General features: G+C 61.5%; 16 protein-coding genes. 9 read left to right on the top strand and 7 right to left on the bottom strand.

All coding sequences use genetic code 11. The features are described from left to right. Nucleotides 1-17: 17 nt before the first annotated feature. A complete protein-coding gene (locus tag HNE_RS09415) occupies nucleotides 18-1,151 on the top strand; it encodes a PA0069 family radical SAM protein (RefSeq protein ID WP_049755239.1) in 1,134 nt (377 codons plus the stop codon). On the opposite strand, the gene HNE_RS09410 is transcribed toward HNE_RS09415, so the two are convergent. Beyond that, complete coding sequence (locus tag HNE_RS09410) at nucleotides 1,148-2,779, bottom strand: Na/Pi cotransporter family protein (protein WP_011646903.1); 1,632 nt, start codon at nucleotides 2,777-2,779, stop codon at nucleotides 1,148-1,150. The genes HNE_RS09415 and HNE_RS09410 overlap by 4 nt on opposite strands. Nucleotides 2,780-2,971: 192 nt before the next feature. On the opposite strand from HNE_RS09410, the gene HNE_RS09405 reads away from it, so the two are divergent. Continuing rightward, on the top strand, nucleotides 2,972-4,054 hold the full coding sequence (locus HNE_RS09405) for a site-specific DNA-methyltransferase (RefSeq protein WP_011646902.1): 1,083 nt from the start codon (nucleotides 2,972-2,974) through the stop codon (nucleotides 4,052-4,054). Nucleotides 4,055-4,064: 10 nt separating this feature from the next. On the opposite strand, the gene HNE_RS09400 is transcribed toward HNE_RS09405, so the two are convergent. From HNE_RS09400 to HNE_RS09390, 3 genes are all read right to left on the bottom strand, one after another. After that, nucleotides 4,065-5,426 carry a vWA domain-containing protein gene (locus HNE_RS09400; RefSeq protein ID WP_011646901.1) on the bottom strand — a complete coding sequence of 454 codons (1,362 nt, stop codon included), beginning with the start codon at nucleotides 5,424-5,426 and terminating at the stop codon, nucleotides 4,065-4,067. A 12-nt stretch (nucleotides 5,427-5,438) separates the two neighbouring features. Next, nucleotides 5,439-6,431, bottom strand: coding sequence for an AAA family ATPase (locus tag HNE_RS09395; protein WP_011646900.1), 993 nt, complete (start codon nucleotides 6,429-6,431; stop codon nucleotides 5,439-5,441). Nucleotides 6,432-6,507: 76 nt separating this feature from the next. Next, on the bottom strand, nucleotides 6,508-6,927 hold the full coding sequence (locus tag HNE_RS09390) for a PaaI family thioesterase (RefSeq protein ID WP_011646899.1): 420 nt from the start codon (nucleotides 6,925-6,927) through the stop codon (nucleotides 6,508-6,510). 88 nt (nucleotides 6,928-7,015) lie between these two features. Between HNE_RS09390 and HNE_RS09385 the strand changes: the two genes are divergently transcribed. The 7 genes from HNE_RS09385 to HNE_RS09355 all read left to right on the top strand — a co-directional run bounded on the left by HNE_RS09385 (nucleotide 7,016) and on the right by HNE_RS09355 (nucleotide 14,956). Next, nucleotides 7,016-7,594: a TetR/AcrR family transcriptional regulator gene (locus HNE_RS09385; protein ID WP_011646898.1), complete on the top strand. Its 579-nt coding sequence runs from the start codon at nucleotides 7,016-7,018 to the stop codon at nucleotides 7,592-7,594. A 59-nt stretch (nucleotides 7,595-7,653) separates the two neighbouring features. Next, the gene (locus tag HNE_RS09380) at nucleotides 7,654-9,852 is read left to right on the top strand and encodes a primosomal protein N' (RefSeq protein WP_011646897.1); all 2,199 of its coding nucleotides are present in this window, start codon (nucleotides 7,654-7,656) and stop codon (nucleotides 9,850-9,852) included. A gap of 207 nt (nucleotides 9,853-10,059) precedes the next feature. Beyond that, nucleotides 10,060-10,605 carry an ATP synthase F1 subunit delta gene (atpH, locus tag HNE_RS09375; RefSeq protein WP_011646896.1) on the top strand — a complete coding sequence of 182 codons (546 nt, stop codon included), beginning with the start codon at nucleotides 10,060-10,062 and terminating at the stop codon, nucleotides 10,603-10,605. 8 nt (nucleotides 10,606-10,613) lie between these two features. Further along, nucleotides 10,614-12,149: a F0F1 ATP synthase subunit alpha gene (atpA, locus tag HNE_RS09370; protein WP_011646895.1), complete on the top strand. Its 1,536-nt coding sequence runs from the start codon at nucleotides 10,614-10,616 to the stop codon at nucleotides 12,147-12,149. A 35-nt stretch (nucleotides 12,150-12,184) separates the two neighbouring features. Beyond that, nucleotides 12,185-13,063 carry a F0F1 ATP synthase subunit gamma gene (locus HNE_RS09365; RefSeq protein WP_011646894.1) on the top strand — a complete coding sequence of 293 codons (879 nt, stop codon included), beginning with the start codon at nucleotides 12,185-12,187 and terminating at the stop codon, nucleotides 13,061-13,063. Between the two features lie 46 nt (nucleotides 13,064-13,109). Continuing rightward, a complete protein-coding gene (gene atpD, locus HNE_RS09360) occupies nucleotides 13,110-14,537 on the top strand; it encodes a F0F1 ATP synthase subunit beta (protein WP_011646893.1) in 1,428 nt (475 codons plus the stop codon). Nucleotides 14,538-14,548: 11 nt separating this feature from the next. Next, a complete protein-coding gene (locus HNE_RS09355; RefSeq protein ID WP_011646892.1) occupies nucleotides 14,549-14,956 on the top strand; it encodes a F0F1 ATP synthase subunit epsilon in 408 nt (135 codons plus the stop codon). Nucleotides 14,957-15,027: 71 nt separating this feature from the next. Here HNE_RS09355 and HNE_RS09350 read toward each other — a convergent pair whose 3' ends face one another. The 3 genes from HNE_RS09350 to HNE_RS09340 all read right to left on the bottom strand — a co-directional run bounded on the left by HNE_RS09350 (nucleotide 15,028) and on the right by HNE_RS09340 (nucleotide 17,560). Continuing rightward, the gene (locus HNE_RS09350; protein WP_011646891.1) at nucleotides 15,028-15,813 is read right to left on the bottom strand and encodes a thioesterase family protein; all 786 of its coding nucleotides are present in this window, start codon (nucleotides 15,811-15,813) and stop codon (nucleotides 15,028-15,030) included. 134 nt (nucleotides 15,814-15,947) lie between these two features. Then, nucleotides 15,948-16,268 (bottom strand): 2Fe-2S iron-sulfur cluster-binding protein, encoded by a 321-nt coding sequence (locus HNE_RS09345; protein ID WP_011646890.1) that lies wholly within the window; start codon nucleotides 16,266-16,268, stop codon nucleotides 15,948-15,950. Between the two features lie 17 nt (nucleotides 16,269-16,285). Beyond that, the gene (locus HNE_RS09340) at nucleotides 16,286-17,560 is read right to left on the bottom strand and encodes an NAD(P)/FAD-dependent oxidoreductase (protein ID WP_233351890.1); all 1,275 of its coding nucleotides are present in this window, start codon (nucleotides 17,558-17,560) and stop codon (nucleotides 16,286-16,288) included. Between the last annotated feature and the right edge of the window lie 84 nt (nucleotides 17,561-17,644).

The following is a 17,644-nucleotide window of genomic DNA, read 5'->3' as shown; positions in this document are numbered from 1 at the left end:
CTGTCTTTCTCCCAGACATGCGCACGGGACAGAAACTGAAGAAATCAGGACGGGTCACGCTTCTCGATACGGCGAGCGTGGCAGAGCGTTTCGAGCAGCGCGGACGCGGCGCGGTCTCGAACCAGACCGGGCGGTATGAGCGGGAAACCCGCGCCGCCTTTGATGATGGCTGGGATACGATCGAGAACGGGGCAGAGCGCCTCGACACGCAGGTGTTCGATGAGGTCGCCCGCACGATCATCACCTTCAACAAATCTCCCGACATCTCCTTTGACCGGACGGTGAACCCTTACCGGGGGTGTGAACATGGCTGCATCTATTGTTTCGCGCGGCCGACGCATGCCTGGTCCGGGCTGTCGGCTGGGCTCGACTTTGAAAGCAAGCTGTTCCGCAAGACGAACGCAACCGAGCTTCTGGTGCGGGAGCTGTCGCGTCCCGGCTATGTCGTCCGGCCCATCGCACTGGGGATGAATACCGATGCCTATCAGCCGATCGAGCGCGAACAGCGCCTGACACGCCAGCTGCTGGAAATTCTCTCCGCACATAACCACCCCGTCAGCCTGCTGACAAAATCAGCGCTTATCCAGCGCGACATTGACATCCTCGCACCGATGGCCGCGATGGGTCTGACGCGTGTGGGCGTGTCGATCACAACGCTCGACCGCAAGCTTGCCCGCAAGATGGAACCGCGCGCGGCAACGCCGGAGCGTCGGCTGGAAACGGTGAGAGCGCTTTCCGAAGCCGGTATTCCAGTCATGGTGATGACGGCGCCGATCATTCCCGGTCTCAACGATCATGAGATCGAGGCCCTGATCCAGGCAGCCGCAGAAAATGGCGCACGTGGGGTTGGCTATGTGGTTCTCAGGCTGCCTTTCGAGATCAAGGATCTCTTCCATGAATGGCTGGTACAGCATGCGCCGGACCGGGCCGCGCGCGTTATCAATACCCTGCGCGAGATGCGCGGCGGTCAGGATTACGATGCCAAATGGTTCGAACGCGGAACAGGCAAGGGGCCGGTCGCAGACCTTATCCGGGCCCGCTTCATCCGCGCCGCCACCCGGCTTAACCTGAACCTGCCGAGAGAACCTCTGAGAACGGATCTTTTCCGCCCGCCCGGCGCGCCGTCGGCTCAGCTCAGCCTGAATTTCTAGGTTTGGGCCACCGGCGTATTTTCGACCCGGCCTGAGGCAACAGGCGCCCAGGGGCAGAGGCGGCGTTCGGCCTTGAGGGCGGCTTCGGCCAGCCGCCGCATTCGCCGCGCACGCAGGAGCGCAAGCTCCATCGCTTCCACGCTGGTGTGTCCGGCGGCCGTGCTTTCCAGAAGGTCTTTCTTGATCGCCTGATAGGCCTGATCGACCTCATCCATTTCCTGGTCAAACTCGGTCTTGAAGGCGTCGGGCGCGCCGGCGCTGGTCACCAGCGTAGCAAGGACGCCGTCTCTCAACCGGTCCCACGCCGGACCTGTAATCAGGGTGGCTGGCGGCTGCGCGCCGTCATGGATGGCCGCGCCTTCGGTCACGGCCTCCTCCACATGGTGGATCGAGCGGATAAGGTCGGGCAGGGCATTGACCACATCTGACGGGAGGGACTGACGGCTCAGATCAGCAATAAAATCACGGATAGATTGCCCGAGCGCCAGAATGCCCGCGTCGCCATTGCCATTTGTATGACCGGCCTCAGCGCCAAGCCGTTTGGCGGCGCGCTCAAAGGCAAGGTTCATCATCCGCTCAATTTCCAGCACCAGTCCGCGCAAGGCGAGCGCCGGCACTGCCGCCAGTGTCGGGTCCAGATGTGCCGGCCGGCCAATTGTTTCGTCCTCGCTCTTGTAGCGCCCCTGCAGCCAATCGATCATCCGTGAGGCAAACGGCCAGATCAGGATCACCCCGAAGACGTTGAGCAATGTATTGAACAGTGCGAGCGTCAGCGGTTCATCCTGCGTATCGGCCAGTATCAGATCGGCCAGCCAGTGGCTGGCATTGATGAGGGGATAGAGCAGCAGGAAGGCGGCAATCCCGGAATAGAAGTTGAAAACGATATGGGCCAGCGCCACACGCTTGGCCGCAGGTGTCGCCCCGGCGGAAGCGAATATCGCCGTGCTGGTCGTGCCGATATTGGCGCCAATGATGCCCGCTCCGGCCAGTTCCAGCGGAAGCCCGCCGCCTGCGGTCGCCGTCAGGATGATGGCAATCGCGGCGCTGGAGGACTGCGCGAGCGCGGCCAGCGCGGTCCCGAAGAGAAGAAACGCAAACGGGGCGAAGAAGCCTGCCTCTGCCAGATCAAGCGACTCAAACCAGGGCAGCAGGGTCTCAAACCCGCCCTTGAGAACGCTGATACCGAGGAAAAAGAGGCCAAATCCGGCCAGCGCCTGTCCAAATCCTGCCAGCCTTGGCCGCTTGCCTCCCAGCATCTGCGCCATCACCCCGAAGCCGATAATCGGCAGGGCAAACGCGCCAATATCCAGCTTCAAACCGATCAACGCGACCAGCCAGGCGGTCATCGTGGTGCCGACATTCGCCCCGAAGATCACCCACACCGCATGGCGCAATGTCAGCAGCCCGGCATTCACAAAGCCGATTGTTGCCACGGTAACTGCGCTGGACGACTGCACGAGCCCGGTCAGCAGCGCGCCGGAAATCAGCCCCCGCGCCGGCGTGCGGGTCCAGCCGCGCAGGATGGCGCGCAAGCCGTCACCGGCGGCCAGCTTCAAGCCATCGGTGAGCATCGACATGCCCAGCAGGAACAGGCCAATCCCGCCCAGAAGTTCCAGTGCCAGCATCATGTGTCGCCACTCCGAAAGGCGCCGCGCGCCAGCCGCAGAGCTAAGCCCGTAGACGGGGCGCCGGCAAGCCTTCTGGCGTTAATGCCCGAAGCCGCTGGTAACCTTTCGGCAGGGTTTCCTTCACTGAGTAGTAACCGGCGCGATTCAGGGTCGTCTGCAACACTCACAGTAGAGTCGCAGGGCGAACGATCCATGACCATTCAGCGTAACACGATCATCCAGGGCGATTGCATCGAGGTCCTGTCCCGTATTCCGGACAAGTCCGTCGATCTCGTCTTTGCCGATCCCCCGTATAACCTTCAGCTCGGCGGCGGGCTGACGCGCCCGGATCAGTCCGTGGTAGACGGTGTTGACGACGAATGGGACAAATTCGCCAGCTTTGACGACTATGATCTGTTTACGCATCAATGGCTGGAAGAATGCCGCCGTGTCCTGAAGGATGACGGCGCCATCTGGGTGATCGGCTCCTATCACAATATTTTCCGTGTCGGGACGGTTCTTCAGGATCAGGGCTTCTGGATTCAGAATGACGTGATCTGGCTGAAATCAAACCCGATGCCGAATTTCAAGGGCACGCGCTTCCAGAACGCGCATGAAACGCTGATCTGGGCGGGCAAGTCGAAGGACAGCCGCGTTACCTTTAACTATGACGCGCTAAAAACCTTCAATGAAGACAAACAGATGCGGTCTGACTGGACGATCCCCCTCTGCACCGGTGGCGAGCGTCTGAAAGATGAGGCCGGCCGCAAGGCGCATCCGACCCAGAAACCGGAATCCCTGCTTCACCGCGTCCTGCTTGCCACGTCCAATCCGCGCGATCTCGTCCTTGATCCGTTCTCCGGCACCGGCACGACAGCCGCTGCTGCCCGCCGCCTCGGCCGCGATTTCATCGGCATCGAGCGCGAAGAGGGCTACGCCCGCCTCTCGCGGGCCCGCATCAACGCGATCACGCCGCTGGAAGGCGAAGTGCTGGAAACAGAGCGCAGCAAGAAATCACTCGCCCGCGTGCCGTTCGGCGCCCTGATCGAAACCGGCTGGCTGAAGCCCGGCGACCGCCTCTTCTCCGCCCAGCGCCGCCACCAGGCCCGCATCCGCGTCGATGGATCGCTCACCACAGGCGCCATCACCGGCTCGATCCACCGCCTCGGGGCGCAGGTCCAGCAGGCCCCCGCCTGCAATGGCTGGACTTACTGGCACTACGAAACCGACAAGCGCGACCTTGCGCCGATCGATCTTCTGCGCCGCCGTTACCGTGAAGAGATGGGCCTCGCCTGAGACCTTCCGTTCACGAATAGCTTGTGAGAATCTCGTCCAGGGCGCGCTCAAGATCCTTGATCGTCGCCACATGGCTCATCTGTTTGCAATAGGGCGCATAGCGCGGGATCACGCTGTCGCCCGTGCCCCAGAGGGCCGGGCCTTCCGGGTTCAGCCAGATCGTCTGCTTGGCGCGGCCCGCAAAGCCGCTGAACAGGTCGAGCCGCGGATCACCATAGTTTGACCGTCCATCGCCCAGCACCAGGATCGTCGTGCGCCGGTCAATCACGGTTTCATGGTCTGTCTTGAAGTCCGACCAGGCCTGGCCATAGCTCGTCGAGCCAAGGCCAAACTCCCGCAGGATCTTCTTCATCGCCCCGTCAAACTCATTCTGCTCGAGAATGTCGCTGACATCTCCAAGCCGGTAGGAAAACGCATAGGCGTGAAGGTCGGGGATCACTTCTTTCAACGAATAAAGCAGCAACAGCAGAAACCGCACATAGGCCGCAACTGATCCGGATACGTCGCAAACCGCGACAATCTTCGGCCGGTCTTTTTTCTTCTGCCGCCAGATCACATTGAACGGAACGCCGTCATATCCGGCATTCGCCCGCATCGTGCGGCGCACATCGAGTATGCCGCGCGACGTACGCTTGCGCCGCCGCGAATGTTTCACGGCCAGCCGTTTGGCGATCTTGGCGATCAGCACTTTCATCCGCGCCATGTCATGGGCTTCCAGCGCCGTCAGGCGTTTGGTGGCGGCCACATCATCGCGGAATTTCTCGGTCTCGCCGGCGCCGAAGACTTCAAAGGCCCGCTCGGCCCGTTCACGCGCCGCCATGGTCAGGGCGCGGCGCGCATCAATCATGCGCTGCGCGTCTGCGTCCGCCTCCGCGCCTGAGCGCTGCAACGCTTCGAGCAGGCGCGCCTGCAATGCCTCGCCGCCCATCGCGCGCACCATCTGCTGCGCGTAGTAAGCTGTCTGTGTGGAGAACCGGATGTCGTTGAGGCCAGCGGCTTCGGCCGCGCGCTCCACGGCTGTGGCGAGCGCCTGTTCATTGCCCGGCTGGGTGAGCGAGATCATCTGCTCGGCGGCGTCGCTCGCGTCCTGGCCCTCGCTCCCGCCATCCTCGGCGCCGTCTTCGCTCCCTTCACTCTGGTTCTGCTGGCTGCGCTTGTTGCTCGCCGTGAAGTACAGCTCGAACAGCTTGTCGTGCATGTCCTTTTCAGCTTCGGACTTTGCCAGCACGCAGGCGAGGGAATCCTTCAGCAGCGCCCGGTCGCCATAGCCGATCATCGCCACGGTGCGCGCCGCGTCCAAAGCTTCGCCGGTCGAGACCTTCACATCAGCAGACCTCAGGGCCCGGATGAAATTGGAAATCTGGCGCTCCATCGGCGCGCCGCCTTATCCGATGTCCGGGTAGCCGGAAGCCGTCCGCCCGCCCGAATCCGTGCCAATCGCTTCGCGCACCATCTTGGGGATCTGCGGAGAGATCGCGGCAATGTCGCTCTCATGCTTGAGCAGCACGTTGAGCGTATCGCGCACGAACTGTTCATCAAGGCTGCTGGAATGGAGCAGCAGCAGCGTGCGTGCCCAGTCCACCGTCTCGGCGATGGAGGGCCGCTTCTTGATGTCGGCCTCGCGAACGGACTGAACAAACCGCACAAGCTGGTTCAGCAGCGTATCCGAAATTCCGTCCACACGTGCCCGCACAATCTTCTGTTCCCGGACATGATCGGGGAAGCCGATATGCAAGTGCAAGCAGCGCCGCTTCAGTGCGTCGCCCAGCTCGCGGACATTGTTCGAGGTCAGGATCACGATGGGCGGAACTTTCGCCCGGATGGTGCCGATTTCGGGCACGGAGACCTGATAATCAGAGAGCACTTCCAGCAGGAACGCCTCGAACGCTTCATCTGACTTGTCGATTTCGTCGATCAGCAGGATCGAGCCACTGTCCTGCTGCATGGCGTGGAGCAGGGGGCGCGCTTCCAGGAATTGTGGCGAGAAGAACAGGTCTTCAAAGTCGGCGAGCTTGCCCAGTGACTTGCTGAGATTGTCGGCCTCGCCGATCAGCTCGTTGAGCTTCTCTTTCAGGATCTGCGTGTAGAGCAGTTGCTTGCCGTATTTCCATTCATACAGCGCCTTGCCTTCATCGAGGCCTTCATAGCACTGCAGGCGGATGATCGGCAGGTCGAGCCAGCGGCCAAGCGAGGCGGCAAGATCGGTTTTGCCCACGCCCGCCGGGCCTTCGATCAGGATCGGCTTGCGCAGCCCATGGGCGAGATAAACCGCCGTCGAGATCTGCGCTGTGGAGATATAGCCGGCGGTGCCGAGCCCTGCGGTGATTGCCTCGATCGAGGTCAGCGGCTCGTAGCCGGAAGTCACGTCTTTTGCCATTCTTAAGGGGTAGGGGGGGCCGGGAAGAGTGGCAAGCACTCACGCTAGGGCAATTCGCAGGGCGCCCGTCCGGGAGCTAAGCCGCGCGCGGACTGGCGAGCCGGAAGGTGGCATTCGCGCGGGCGCACAGCTGATCGTCTGCGTGGATGGTCGCAGAGGCAAATGCCATTGAACTGCCTGCCTTGAGAACAATCGGGCGGATTTCCAGCCATTGGCCCATACGTGCGGAGGCAAGAAAATCCATCGCCAGATTGACGGTGACCAGCCCGCCAGCCGGATTTGCTTTCAAGGCGCAGCTGAGCCCCATCGCATTGTCGGCCAGCGCCGTCATCAGCGCGCCGTGCACAAGGCCGCGCGAATTGGCGTGAGCAGGGGTCGCGATGAGGCCAAGATAGATCGCCTCGCCTGTGTTGCGCGAATAGAGCGGCTCCCATGGGTCGGTAAGGCCGCTCTTGCGAAAATGGGGCTGAAAGCCTTCCGGGGTGCTGCTTTCCATCGCTCTTCCTCATTGTCCCTTAACGATCCGATGGATACAGTATCCAAGTAGACCGGTCTATATAATTTTGTTCGACACGGGGGCCAGAATGGCAGCGCAGGGAAAACATCGGGAAGCGATTCTGGCCGCCGCCGTGCGCCTTTTCCGGCAGCAAGGTTATGCAGCCACCGGCCTGGCCGAAATCCTGGAGGTCAGCGGCGCGCCGAAAGGCTCGCTCTATCACTACTTCCCCGGCGGCAAGCCCGAGATCGGCGAGAAGGCCATCACGCGCGCCGGCGAAACTGTTGCCGCCACGCTGACCGAACTCGCCGCCAGTGCGCCCAATGCCGGAGAGCTCGTCTCCCGTTATTTCGAATTGCTGGGCGGCTGGCTGGAGCAGTCCGGCTTTCGGGATGGCAGCCCGCTGACAACCACCCTTCTGGAAACCGTGCCCGAGCACGAGCCCATCCGCCGCGCCGCGCTGGCGGCGTTCGAATCATGGGGAGCTATCTTGGAAGCGGCCGCCCAAAGAGACGGTATCTCAGCAGAGCGCAGCAAGGCCCTGGCATCGATGGCGATCATGCTGATCGAAGGCGGCATGATCCAGTGTCGTGTCCAGCGCAGCGTCGAGCCGCTCAAGCTTGCCGCCGCCGAGGCAAAGCGCCTCTTCGAGGCCGCGCAAACCTGATGCCGGCCTGAGTGCTCCGATGGGATGACGACACCCGGTCAAAGGTCTAAGCCGGGCCCATGGCCGTCGCCCGAATCCTCTTCACCCTGCCACTGCCCGAACCGTTCGATTACGCGGTTCCCGAGGGCATGACGCTTCAGCCCGGAAGCTATGTTGCCGCGCCGGTCGGTCCGCATGACCGGCTCGGTATCGTGGTCGACGTGCTGGGTGATGACGTGGCCACCGGGCGCAAGCTCAAGACGGTCACGGCCGTCTATGACGCCCCGCCGATGGGCGCTCCGATGCGCGAGTTCCTGGCATGGGTCGCGCGTTACACGGTCACCCATCCGGGGCAGGTTCTGGCGATGGCGCTGCGGGCGCGGGAGGGGCTTTTGCCCTCGCCGGTCGAAACCCGATACCGCGCGACCGGCAAGCTGCCGGATAGGATGACGCCGGCGCGCCAGAAGGTGCTGGAGGTGTCCCGAACTGTCCCGAACTGTCCCGATTTGTCCAGAAATGACCAGCTCTGGTCGGCTGTTGACCTTGCCAGTGCAGCAAATGTCTCGTCCGGCGTAGTCAAAGGACTGGCCGAGGCGGGCGTGCTGGAGGCGGTCGAATTGGAGACCGACCCGTCTTTCGCTATCCCCGATCCAGATCGCAAAGGCGCCGTTCTGACCGGCGAACAGGCCGTCGCGGCGGGGGAGTTGAAGGCCGCTATCCACGCCGGCGGCTTCTCGGCCTTCCTGCTGGACGGCGTGACAGGCTCGGGCAAAACGGAAGTCTATTTCGAGGCGATTGCTGAAACGCTGAAATCTGACCCCGAGGCGCAGATCCTTGTTCTGTTGCCGGAAATTGCTCTGACGCAGGCGATCCTCGCCCGCTTCGAAGCCCGCTTTGGCGCGGCGCCTGCGCCATGGCATTCCGGCCTCAGCCCCAAGGATCGCCGCCGCACCTGGCGTGAAGCTGTCCACGGGAGAGCCCGCATCGTCATCGGTGCCCGCTCAGCCCTTTTCCTGCCCTATCGCAAGCTGCGCCTCATCATCGTCGACGAGGAACACGACACCTCCTTCAAGCAGGAAGACGGCGTCACCTACCACGCCCGCGATCTGGCGGTGATGCGCGCCAAGCTGGAGGGGGGGCAAGTCATCCTCGCCTCCGCAACGCCAGCGCTGGAAACTGCCGTGAATGCTGAGGCCGGGCGATATGTACACCTCAGGCTCGCCGCGCGCCCCGGTGCCTCGCGCCTGCCGGATATTGAGCTGGTCGATCTGCGAACCGCCCCCCCGGGGAAAGGCAAGTGGCTATCCCCCGTGCTTGAGCGGGCGTTGATGGAGACCCTCGCCAATGGGGAGCAGTCGCTCCTCTTCCTCAACCGGCGCGGCTATGCCCCGCTGGTCATCTGCAAGGCCTGCGGGGAAAGGCTGAAGACGCCCGGCACCGAGAACTGGCTGACCGAGCACCGGTACTCCGGCCGCCTCGTCTGCCACGTTACCGGCTATTCCATCCCCAAGCCCACCAAATGCCCCCAATGCGGTGCGCCCGATTCGCTGATGGGCGTCGGGCCGGGCGTCGAGCGGGTGGCCGAAGAGGTTCGGACCTTGCTGCCCCATGCCCGAATCGAGATTTTCTCTTCAGATACAGCGCAGGGCGCCGATGTTACCCGCAGTCTCGTGGAGCGTATGGAGCGCAGCGAGATCGACGTTATGATCGGCACGCAGATCGTGGCCAAAGGGCACAACTTCCCCAATCTGACGCTGGTGGGCGTCGTGGACGCCGATAGCGGCCTCAAGGGCGGGGATCTGCGCGCGGGCGAGCGCACCTACCAGCTGCTGAGCCAGGTGGCGGGCCGGGCAGGGCGCGCAGAGCGCCCCGGCCGGGCATTGGTGCAGACTTATGCCCCGGATAACCCCGCCATGGAGGCGCTCGCCGCCAATGACCGCGACGGCTTCCTGCAGATCGAGCGGGATGTCCGCTCCGAACTTGTCCTGCCCCCTTTCGGCCGGCTGGCAGCAATGATTCTGTCGGCGCCGTCTGCAGATCTTGTGGATAAAGCGGCTTTGGATATCGCCGCCGCTGCGCCCAACGGCGATGGCATAGAGGTGTTTGGTCCGGCGCCGGCGCCGATTACGGTGCTGCGGGGCCGGCATCGCCGGCGGTTCCTGGTAAAGAGCCCGAGAATCATTGATCTTTCAGCCTATATGGCCGCCTGGACCGCCCGCCTGAGACTCCCGTCTCAGGTGCGGATTTCGATCGATATAGACCCATATTCTTTTCTCTGAATGCCCTTTCCCCTCGTAAGGCCTCACTCGCGGCCATTTCGCCGCATGACGCCTGACGGCGGGGCTGTTGTCAGCGCGAATTTCTAATGATAAGCGCCGCACATCCTTGGGGGGGTGCCCGTTTCGCGAGCATCGCCCGCCTGACTTTTATTAGGGCACTTCCGCCCCCTAACTGAGACGGATTTCAAGACCTTGCCTGCCTCGAACGTGATCCAGACAAGCGAAACGGCCCAGCGCTACGCCCGCGCACTCTTTGAGTTGGCGCAGGATAAGGGCGACCTCGCCACGATCCATAAAGATTTCAGGGCTTTCGCTGCACTTATCAAAACATCGGCCGATCTGCGCAAGCTGCTCGACTCGCCCGCATTCAGCCGCGATGTGAAGGTTTCTGCGCTCGCTGAAATCGCCAAGAAAGCGGGCTATTCGCCCCTGTTCGGAAAATTCCTCGGCACGATGGCCACCAATGGCCGCGCCAACGACATTCTGGGCGCCGAATTCGCGTTTGACCAATTCTATGCGAAACAGCGCGGCGTACAGCGCGCGATAGTTCGCACAGCTAAAGAAATGACCGGCGCTGAAAAGTCCCGGATTGAATCGCTGCTCGCGCGTGTCGTTGGCGGCGATGTTGAACTCACAAGCGAGGTTGACCCCTCGCTGATTGGCGGCATTCAGCTGCGCCTGGGCTCCAAGCTCGTGGACGCCAGCGTCGCCAAGAAACTTGAACGCATGAACACCGTGATGAAGGGAGCATAAGAAGCTCGATGGACATTTCACCTGCAGAAATTTCGGGCATCCTGAAGTCCCAGATCGAGAATTTCGGCGTCGAAGCTGAAGTCTCGGATGTTGGCCAGGTGCTTTCCGTCGGCGACGGTATCGCTCGTGTCTACGGCCTCGACAGCGTGCAGGCTGGCGAACTCGTTGAGTTCAACGGCGGCATCAAGGGCATGGCCCTGAACCTCGAGAAAGATAACGTCGGCGTCGTGATCTTCGGCGAAGACCGCAGCATCAAAGAGGGCGACACCGTCAAGCGGACCTCCGAGATCGTTGCTGCGCCGGTTGGTAAAGCGCTTCTCGGCCGCGTCGTGAACGCGCTGGGCGAGCCGATCGACGGCAAGGGCCCCCTGAAAGATGTTGCTGCGCGCTCGCAGGTCGACGTCAAGGCGCCAGGCATCATCCCGCGTAAATCGGTTCATGAGCCGATGATGACGGGCATCAAGGCCATCGACGGCATGATCCCCGTTGGCCGTGGCCAGCGCGAGCTGATCATCGGTGACCGTCAGACCGGCAAGACCGCTATCTGCATCGACACCATCCTGAACCAGAAGCCGACCAATGACGCGGCCAAGTCCGACAAGGACAAGCTGTTCTGCGTCTATGTCGCTATCGGCCAGAAGCGCTCCACTGTGGCGCAGGTTGTGAAGGTGCTCGAGGAGCGCGGCGCGCTGGATTACACGATTGTTGTTTCGGCAACGGCTTCGGAATCGGCTCCGCTTCAGTATCTCGCACCCTTCACCGGTTGCACCATGGGCGAGTGGTTCCGTGACAACGGTATGCACGCCCTCATCATTTATGATGACCTTTCCAAGCAGGCCGTTGCTTATCGTCAGATGTCCCTGCTGCTCCGCCGCCCACCAGGCCGCGAAGCCTATCCGGGCGACGTGTTCTATCTCCACTCGCGCCTCCTTGAGCGCGCTGCGAAGCTGAACGACGACAATGGTAACGGCTCGCTGACGGCTCTGCCGGTTATCGAAACCCAGGCAAACGACGTTTCGGCCTACATCCCGACGAACGTGATCTCGATCACCGACGGTCAGATCTTCCTTGAAACCGACCTGTTCAACTCGGGTATCCGCCCAGCTGTGAACGTCGGTCTGTCGGTCTCCCGCGTGGGTTCGGCCGCTCAGACGAAGGCAATGAAGAAAGTTGCCGGCTCGATGAAGGGTGAACTCGCCCAGTATCGCGAGATGGCCGCCTTTGCGAAATTCGGTTCGGACCTCGACGCTGCAACCCAGCGCCTTCTGAACCGCGGCGCGCGCCTCACCGAACTCCTGAAACAGCCGCAATATTCGCCGCTGCTGATGGAAGAGCAGGTCGTGATCATCTACGCCGGTACGCGTGGCTATCTCGACAAGGTCGCTCTCAAGGACGTGACCCGCTACGAGAAAGAACTGCTCGTGCACATGCGCGGCGCGAAGAAAGAGCTTCTCGCCAAGCTTCGCGAGAAGAAAGAACTCACCAGCGAGATCGAAGACGAGATCAAGAAAGCGCTGGACGATTTCACTTCGAAATTCGCCTGATCTGTTGACTGAACCAAGGACGGTAAAGGCCTGACATGCCCAGCTTGAAGGACCTTAAGAACCGGATCGGAAGCGTGAAATCCACGCAGAAGATCACCAAGGCGATGCAGCTCGTGGCTGCCGCCAAGCTGAAGCGCGCTCAAGAAGCCGCAACGGCTGCGCGCCCCTATGCGGAGCGTTTGGCTGCGGTGCTGGCAAATCTTGCCGCAACAACCGGCCAAGGTGGCCCAAAGCTGCTGACCGGTAACGGCACGGACCAGACACATCTGCTCGTCGTCATGACGGCTGAGCGCGGCCTCGCGGGCGGTTTCAACGCCTATGTAGCCAAACTCGCTCGTCTGAAGATCCAGCAGCTTCAATCCGAAGGGAAGACCGTGAAGGTCCTGACCATCGGCAAGAAGGGCCGCGAAGTTCTGGCACGCGAGCACAGCGCTCTGTTTACCGGGCACGTGAACCTCTCGGACGTGAAGAGCAACAACTTCACCGATGCTTCGCTTTCGGTCGGCCAGATGCTGACCAAGGGCTTTGAAAACGGCGAGTTCGACGTCGCGACGTTGATCTACTCGCAGTTCAAGAACGTTCTGTCGCAGGTTCCGACCGCCCAACAGCTCATCCCCGCGACCGCGCCTGAAGGCGCACCGGTGATTGATCTGGGCGGCGCGCAATACATCTACGAGCCTTCTGAGGAAGCCCTCCTCGAGGCATTGCTGCCGCGTTACATCAATACCCAGATCCTGTCGGCCATGCTGGAAAGCTCGGCCGGTGAGCAGGCGAGCCGCATGACCGCAATGGACAATGCGACCCGCAACGCCAAAGACCTGATCAAAGCGCTGAACCTGAAATACAACAGGGCGCGCCAGGCACAGATTACCAAGGAGCTGATCGAGATCATCTCCGGGGCTGAAGCCCTCTAACCGTTTAACCAGACCAGAATACTTCATCTCCCGAGGAGACGATCAGATGAGCACCCCCGCAAACGGCAAAGGCCGCATTTCCCAGGTTATCGGCGCCGTTGTCGACGTTGAGTTCGACGGCGAGCTGCCATCGATCCTCAACGCCCTCGAGACCTTCAACAACGGCTCGCGCCTTGTTCTCGAAGTCGCCCAGCACCTCGGCGAGAATACTGTCCGCACGATCGCCATGGACTCGACCGAAGGTCTGGTTCGCGGGCAGCCCGTGTCGGACATCGGTACGCCGATCACGGTTCCAGTTGGCCCGGCCACTCTTGGCCGCATCATGAACGTCATCGGCGAGCCGATTGACGAGCGCGGCCCGGTCAATGCCGACACCTACATGCCGATCCACGCTCAGGCGCCTGCCTTCGTTGATCAGGCCACGGAATCCGAAGTACTCGTCACCGGTATCAAGGTTATCGACCTTCTCTGCCCCTACGCGAAAGGCGGCAAGATCGGCCTCTTCGGCGGCGCCGGCGTGGGCAAGACGGTTCTGATCATGGAACTGGTGAACAACATTGCGAAACTGTTCGGCGGCTACTCGGTGTTTGCCGGCGTCGGCGAGCGGACCCGTGAAGGTAACGACCTCTATCACGAGATGATCGAGTCGAACGTTATCAACCTCGAAGGCGAAAGCCGCATGTCGCTGGTTTATGGCCAGATGAACGAGCCTCCAGGCGCCCGTGCACGGGTTGCTCTGACTGGTCTGACGCAAGCGGAATACTTCCGCGATGTGGAAGGCAAGGACGTGCTGTTCTTCGTCGACAACATCTTCCGCTTCACCCAGGCAGGTTCGGAAGTGTCCGCTCTGCTCGGCCGTATTCCTTCGGCCGTGGGTTACCAGCCGACGCTGGCGACTGACATGGGCGCGCTTCAGGAGCGCATCACCTCGACCAACAAAGGGTCGATCACGTCGGTCCAGGCCGTCTACGTTCCTGCGGACGACCTTACTGACCCTGCGCCTGCCACATCGTTTGCTCACCTTGACGCGACAACGGTTCTCAACCGCGCGATCTCCGAGAAGGGCATCTACCCTGCTGTGGACCCGCTTGACTCCACCTCGCGTATTCTCGACCCTATGGTTGTCGGCGAAGAGCACTACGAAGTGGCTCGCGGCGTTCAGCAGATCCTGCAGAAGTACAAAGAGCTTCAGGACATCATCGCCATCCTCGGCATGGACGAGCTTTCGGAAGACGACAAAGTCACCGTTGCGCGCGCTCGTAAAGTTGAGCGTTTCCTGTCGCAGCCATTCGACGTTGCCCAGGTCTTCACCGGTTCGCCAGGCGTCCAGGTGAAACTCGAAGATACGATCAAAGGCTTCAAAGGCCTGATCAGCGGCGAGTTCGACCACCTGCCAGAGCCTGCCTTCTACATGGTCGGCAACATCGAGGAAGCCAAAGCCAAAGCTGCGAAGCTGATGGCGGACGCTGCCTGAGGAATTAGTTGATGGCTGACAAGCTGCACTTCTCGCTCGTATCGCCCGCCCGAGAGCTGTTCTCGGGGCAGGTTGATCATGTGATCGCTCCGGGTACGGAAGGTGAGTTTGGCGTTCTTGTAAACCATGCGCCCTTCATGACGACGCTCAAGAATGGCGTTGTCCGTGTGCTTGAAGGGGATGTCGTCCGGCACCGTTTCTATGTGCGTGGCGGGTTTGCGGACGTGACGCCTGCTGGCCTCACCATCCTGGCTGAAGAAGCCCGCAATCTGTCTGATGCGAGCGCTCAGGAAATCGACGTTGAGGTCGAAGCTGCAAAGCTGAAGCTTCTCGAGCTCGACGCGGGTGATACCAAGCGCGCCGTGCTTGAGCACCAGATTTCCTACCTTGAGGGCCTGCGCAGCGCTCTGGCAAATTGATCAGCAAGCGGCAGAACGAAAAAAGCCCCGGCCGTTGAGCCGGGGCTTTTTTGTTGGCGCTGACATCGTGCTCAAATGAACAGCGCGATGGTTTGACGGCCCACCATGATTGGCTGGCGCGCCTTGTTCCAAAGCAGCATTTCCTGACTGGAGTAGCCATTCCGTGCGGTTTGGGCGACATGCCGTGCCAAAAACCAGCGATCTTCGGTTTCAATGTCTTCGGTGAGGAATTCGGCCATCCATGTCATGGAGCTGATGCGGCCGGGTTCCTTGAACATGGTCATGGCGGCGGGTGGGGGTGCATCCGCGAGGGCGAGCAAGGACACAGCGTCCATCGGCGTGGCGGTATCCTTGTGGCGCATCCAGATGGATACATCAGCCTTCTCAGCGCCGGACAAGGGAAGGGCGCCGCCGGCGATCAGCAGATCGAAGTTCTGGGCGAAGGCGGGGCCCTGATGATTGCGGAAATAGGGTTTGACGTCTTCGGGGTTTGGAACGTCTGGCGCCGGGAGGTCTGCAAAGTTCAATGAGGATTGGCGTGAGGCGCCAAACGTCATGATGCAGTCGGCCAGGACGCCATCGTCTCCGGTCATCCGCACAGAAACGAACACCGTATTCTTGCCCTGCCGCAGCACTTCAGCCTTACAAGTAACCGCGCCATTTACGGGGCCGACGAACGCAACTTGGACAGCCCGCACCGGCAGACCCGGCGCGAGCGGGCGGGCGGCTTCCAGACACAGCGCTGCGGTCAAACCGCCATAGGCGGTGCGCCCCTGCATCCAGGTTTCCGGGACAAGCATTGTTCGCGCATTGGGGCCGGCGTCGGCGATGGAGGCCAGAAGGTCGGTATAGTTCATTGTTTGGCTCCTGGGAGGGGCGGGTGGAACCCAAACGCACCACAGTTCTGAAAAAGAACCAAGTGGTTTCGTTGCGTCATATGAAAACGCCCCGGCTGGCAGGCCGGGGCGTGAAATGATTTGGCAGACAAGCCTTAGTGCTGGCTTTCCGGGGTGGAGACGCGCAGGCCATCAAGAGCATCGCTGACCTTGATCTGGCAGGAGAGGCGCGAGTTGGGTTTCACATTCTCGGCAAAGTCGAGCATCGACTTTTCCATCTCTTCCTGGGTGCCGGCTTTGTCGAGGAATGCCTCGTCCACATAGACATGGCAGGTGGCGCAGGCGCAGGCGCCGCCGCAGTCAGCGTCGATTCCGGGGATGGAATTCTTGATCGCCGCTTCCATTACAGATTCGCCGTTCTTCGCTTCCACCGTGCGTTCGGTGCCGTCATGCGAAACATAGGTGATCTTTGCCATGTGGATTTCCGTCTCCTTCAGGCCGCAGCTTTTGCGGCGATGTCTTTCATTGGGATTGAGGTGTCGCTGAGCACTTCAGGGGCAATTTTTGCGCCTGTCATGATGAGTTTCTTGGATGCCAGGAACTCTGGCGGGCTGTTGACGGCGTCAACGGCGATCAGGGTGCCATTGCGCAGATAGAAAGCGGCAAACTTGCGGTCCTCAGGATCGCCGCGCAGGACGATCGTGTCATAGTCCGTACTGAGTCCGGCGATCTGGAGTTTGAGGTCATATTGGTCCGACCAGAACCAGGGGCAGTCCTCTGCCGGCCGATTTTGTCCAAGAATGGCAGCGGCGACGAGCTTGCCCTGCTCGATGGCGTTGTGGACGCTTTCGAGGCGCCCTGTACGGCCATAGTGAACCAGCGGACGGCTGGCGCAGTCACCGGCCGCAAACACGTGCGGGTCGGATGTGCGGCCGTCCCGGTCGGTCAGGATGCCGTTGGAACAGGCGATGCCGGCGTCTTTTGCAAGCTCTTCATTGGGCAGGATGCCGATGCCGACGAGGACGATGTCGGCCGGGAGCTTCGTGCCATCGGCCAGCGCGGCGGCGTTGATATGGCCGTCCTTGCCTTCGAGATGCGACAGGGCCGTGCTGGTGAGGATCTTGACGCCTTTGGCGATGTGCTCGGCGGCGTAGAATTCGCTCATTACAGGGCTTGTAACGCGCGCCAGAACGCGCGGTGCCATTTCCAGAACAGTGACATCCAGACCCATGGTGCGTGCGACAGCTGCCGCTTCAAGGCCGATATAGCCGGCGCCGATTATGACCATGCGGCGGCCTTCGACCATTTGCGGGCGGATGCGTTCGACATCCGACAGGCTGCGCAGATCGTGAACGCCGGTCAAATCAGCGCCCTGGCAGGGAAGCGTGCGGGGGCGGGAACCTGTGGCGATGACCAGCGCGTCGTAAGGCAGTTCGGCGCCATGTTCGAGATGGGCGACGCGCGCGGCGCGATCAATGGAGGTGACGCGGGAGCCCAGCATCACTTCGATCTTGTTGTCTTCGTACCAGGCCGCGGGGCGGAAATAGAGGCGCTCCTCCGCCATCTCGCCCTTCATGTAAGCCTTCGAGAGTGGGGGACGCTGATAGGGAAGCGCCGTCTCTTCACCGACGATTGTGAGCTCGCCAGCATAACCACCCAGGCGCAAGGATTGAACAGCCTGCGCAGCCGCCTGGCCAGCGCCGACAATTACAATCCGTTTTGCGCCCGAAAGGTCCACGACGCCCCCTTGATATGATTTATGACGCAAGCGTCAACTTTTGTCTGGTTCTAAGCACTTCTAGCGCAGCCCGCAAGCAGTGCAAGCAGGGTCACTCCGTCACATACTGAGGTT

This window comes from Hyphomonas neptunium ATCC 15444 (genome assembly GCF_000013025.1).
Taxonomy (GTDB): Bacteria; Pseudomonadota; Alphaproteobacteria; order Caulobacterales; family Hyphomonadaceae; genus Hyphomonas; species Hyphomonas neptunia.
This window is presented reverse-complemented; position numbering and strand designations above follow the sequence as displayed.